At 67.8% G+C, this 4,056-nt stretch carries 3 protein-coding genes; 2 read left to right on the forward strand and 1 reads right to left on the reverse strand.

What is annotated here, in order from left to right; translation table 11 throughout:
- Window positions 1-37 precede the first annotated feature (37 nt).
- Window positions 38-1,609: an alkyl hydroperoxide reductase subunit F gene (gene ahpF, locus A612_RS15905; RefSeq protein ID WP_019375418.1), complete on the forward strand. Its 1,572-nt coding sequence runs from the start codon at window positions 38-40 to the stop codon at window positions 1,607-1,609.
- Window positions 1,610-1,656: 47 nt separating this feature from the next.
- Here ahpF and A612_RS15910 read toward each other — a convergent pair whose 3' ends face one another.
- Entirely contained in the window at window positions 1,657-2,139 is a 483-nt protein-coding gene (locus tag A612_RS15910; protein WP_040437229.1) for a hypothetical protein, read from the reverse strand.
- A 295-nt stretch (window positions 2,140-2,434) separates the two neighbouring features.
- On the opposite strand from A612_RS15910, the gene A612_RS15915 reads away from it, so the two are divergent.
- Window positions 2,435-3,898, forward strand: coding sequence for an Nramp family divalent metal transporter (locus A612_RS15915; RefSeq protein WP_019375420.1), 1,464 nt, complete (start codon window positions 2,435-2,437; stop codon window positions 3,896-3,898).
- Window positions 3,899-4,056 lie beyond the last annotated feature (158 nt).

The raw sequence follows: 4,056 nt of genomic DNA on the forward strand, positions 1-4,056 counted from the left end.
TTTTTTGCCCAACAACCAGATTCTCAGGAGTTACCCCATGCTCGACGCCAACCTGCAAGCCCAACTGAAAGCCTACCTGGAGCGCCTGCAGCGCCCCGTGGAACTGGTCGCCACGCTGGACGACAGCGACACGGCGCGCGAGCTGCGCGAGCTCCTGCAGCAGATCCGCGGCCTGTCGGACAAGATCACCGTGGTCGAGGCCAACGACGCGGCGGTGAGGAAGCCCTCGTTCCTGATCACCAACCCCGGCGTGGACACCGGCGTGCGCTTCGCGGGCGTACCCCTAGGGCACGAATTCACCTCGCTGGTGCTGGCGCTGCTGCACGTGGGCGGCCACCCGTCCAAGGAGGCGGCCGACCTGCTGGAACAGGTGAAGAACCTGGACGGCGAGTTCCACTTCGAGACGTACTACTCGCTGTCCTGCCACAACTGCCCGGACGTGGTGCAGGCGCTCAACCTGATGAGCGTGCTGAACCCGCGCATCACGCACACCGCCATCGACGGTGCCGTGTTCCAGGACGAGATCAAGGAGCGCCAGGTCATGGGCGTGCCGACCGTGTTCCTGAACGGCGAGCACTTCGGCCAGGGCCGTATGGAACTCGCCGAGATCGTGGGTCGCCTGGACAAGGGCGCGGCCGCGCGCGACGCCGCCAAAATGAATGAGAAGGAGCCGTTCGACGTGCTGGTGATCGGCGGTGGGCCGGCGGGCGCCGCGGCCGCCATCTACGCGGCGCGCAAGGGCATCCGCACGGCAATAGCCGCCGAGCGCTTCGGCGGCCAGGTGCTCGACACCCTGGACATCGAGAACTACATCTCCATCCGCAAGACCGAAGGCCCGCAGTTCGCCGCCGCGCTGGAACACCACGTGCGCGACTACGAGGTGGACCTGATGAACCTGCAGAAGGCCCGCGCGCTGCGCCCGGCCACTTCGGAAGGCGGGCTGATCGAAGTGGAGATGGAGAACGGCGCCGTGCTGCGCGGCCGTTCGGTGATCCTCGCGACCGGCGCGCGCTGGCGCAACATGGGCGTGCCGGGCGAGGACGAGTACCGCACGCGCGGCGTGGCCTACTGCCCGAGCTGCGACGGCCCGCTCTTCAAGGGCAAGCCGGTGGCCGTGATCGGCGGCGGCAACTCGGGCGTGGAGGCGGCCATCGACCTGGCGGGCGTGGTCTCGCACGTCACGCTGCTGGAGTTCGCGCCCGAGCTCAAGGCCGACGCGGTGCTGCAGCGCAAGCTGCGCAGCCTGCCGAACGTGGACATCATCGTGAACGCCCAGACCACCGAGGTCAAGGGCGATGGCCAGCGCGTCACTGGCTTGGTCTACAAGGACCGCGAGACGGGCGAGGTGCGCGAGCTGCCGCTGGAAGGCATCTTCGTGCAGATCGGCCTGCTGCCCAACACCGAGTGGCTCAAGGGCACGGTGGAGCTGTCGCGCTTCGGCGAGATCGTGATCGACGCGCGCAACCACACCAACGTGCCGGGCGTGTTCGCGGCCGGCGACTGCACGATCGTGCCCTACAAGCAGATCGTGATCGCTGCCGGCGAGGGCTCGAAGGCGGCGCTGTCGGCCTTTGACTACCTGATCCGCACCACGGCACCGGCAGCCTGACGGGGCAGGGCAGCCCGCAGGCGCCGCCCTGCCTGCCTCGTGCCCCCTCAGCCGGCGCCCCGGAGGCCGCGGCTCCAGGCGGCTGCCTGCAGCTCCTGCGGCAGCTCGTGCGCCAGGGCCGTGTGCTCGCGCTCGTGGTGGTGCTCGATCACGTGCCGCAGGGCGTGGGCGCTGTCCACCAGCGCCAGGATCGCCTCGCGGCGTTCGCGCTCGCCCGACGGCGGCCGCGCCGCCGCGGCGCGCACGCGTTCCAGGTATTCGTCGGCGAGCAGGGCAATGCGGTCGTGCTCGACCAGATACACCCGCGCCGCCCAGCGTGCACCCTCGGGCACGTGCGGCAGCAGCTGGGTGTTCTCGATCTCGATGTGGCGCGCGAGCGCGGCGCGCCAGGCGACGAGGCGCTGCAGGGCGCCGGCGAAGTCGCCTCCGATCACGTCCAGCAGGTGGTCGTGCAGCTGGGATTCGAGGTGGTGGTGCTCGCGCTCGAAGTGCCGCGCGGGCCCGGAGGTGGGAAAGGCATCGGGTTCCATGGCGCAGATCATCGTACGGCTGGGCGCCGCGATCCCTATCCCCCGAAGGCGCCAGTGGTTGTTGGGCTGGTCTTGTCAGTGGACTTGCCGCTCGCCGGCGGCATGGAAGGCGGACCGGACGCAACGCACACTGCTGGCGCGTGTGCCGGCTGGCGCTTGACCGAAATCCAGGCGGACCCTAGCATGGTGTTGCGCACTATGGAATGCGTGGTGTGGGCGCGGTGGCGGCCGGGTCGTGTGTGGGTCTTTAAGGCCTCCATTGCAGACGTTTGCTCTGTATTTGAAGGGGTTTCACATGATCGATCGTGCGAGCGGCGCCCTGCCGCAGGCGGGCATCGCGCCCGAGATTCGCAGCGTGAACCTGCCACCCGTCAGCTACCGGGACCTGCCCGAGCCCTTGCCAATGCGCAAGGTGGTCGGGGCCAGCGTGATCCTGCTGGCCGGCTCCGTCGGCTCGGGCGAGTTCGTGCTGTGGCCCTACATGGCCACGCAGACGGGGCTGGCCCTGGTGTGGCTGGCGACCATCGGCGTGCTGACGCAGTATTTCCTGAACATGGAGATCGAGCGCTACACGCTGGCCACCGGCGAGACCGCCGTCACCGGCTTCACCCGGCTGTGGAAGCACTGGAGCTGGCTGTTCATCATCATGGCCGTGGTGCCCTGGATGTGGCCGGGCTGGGCCTCGGGCAGTTCCACCGCGCTGACCTACGCCTTCGGCCTGTCGGCCGACAAGGTGGTGCCCATCACCATCGCCTCGCTGCTGCTGATCGCCATCGTGCTCACGGTCTCGCCCGTGGTCTACAAGACGGTGGAAAAGATCCAGGGCCTGCTGGTGGCGCTGATCGTGCTGTTCATGCTGTACATGCTGTTCGGCCTGCTCACCGGGCAGTCGTGGTCGGCGCTGTTCGGCGGTTTCACGGCCGAGGTGCCCCGGATTCCCGAGGCGGTGGGCAAGATTCCGGTGGCGCTGCTGCTGGGGGCGATCGCCTTCGCCGGCGCCGGCGGCGTGATGAACCTGGCGCAGTCCAACTGGATCCGCGACAAGGGCATGGGCATGGGTGCGCACCTGCCAAAAATAGTCTCGCCCATCACCGGCGAAGAGACCACCAGCGGCGCCATCGGCTACTTCTTCCCCCAGGACGAGGAAAACCTGCGCCGCTGGCGTGGCTGGTGGCGCGTGGCCGACCGCGAGCAGTTCATCACCTTCTTCGTGCTCGGCCTGCTGGCCATCCTGCTGTTCATGGCGCTGGCCTACACCTACGTGGGCGTGGGCAGCGAGGCGAAGAACTTCGACTTCGTGCGCGCTTTGGGCGAGGCCCTGAACCAGAGGACCGGCGGCTGGGCCGGCCATGCCTACTGGCTGACCGGCGTGGTGGTGCTGCTGTCGACCAACCTGGCGGTGGTGGACATGATCGGGCGCATCGTCGCCGACATCTGCAAGACCAACTGGCTGCGCGACAGCAAGACCTGGTCGGAAAGCCGGCTGTACGTGCTGGTGGTGTGGCTGATGGTGGCCTTCGGCTCGGTGATCCTGGTCTCGGGGGTCAACCAGCCGCTGGTGCTGCTGGTGATCGCCTCGTCGCTCAACGGCCTGGTGATGTTCGTCTACTCGGTGCTGCTGATCCAGCTCAACCGCGGCATGCTGCCGCGCGCCATTGGCCTGAAGGGCCTGCGCTATGCGGCCATCTGGTGGGCGGTGGTGTTCTATGGCGGTTTTTCGGTTTATTTGCTGATCGACCAGTTCGGCAAGCTGTTTTGAGCCGCCTGCAATGCAAGAGGGCTACGCCCTGGGCGCTCGTGCGGCAGCGCAATGTGACCGCAGAGCGTGCTTCTTCGGGCGGGCGCAGGGCTCTCGTACGCGCGATCCTTGCCCATGCCTCTGGGCATAAAGCAGAAAACCGCCTCTTTGGAGGCGGG

It is taken from the genome of Melaminivora alkalimesophila (genome assembly GCF_000282995.1).
Classification (GTDB): domain Bacteria; phylum Pseudomonadota; class Gammaproteobacteria; order Burkholderiales; family Burkholderiaceae_C; genus Melaminivora; species Melaminivora alkalimesophila.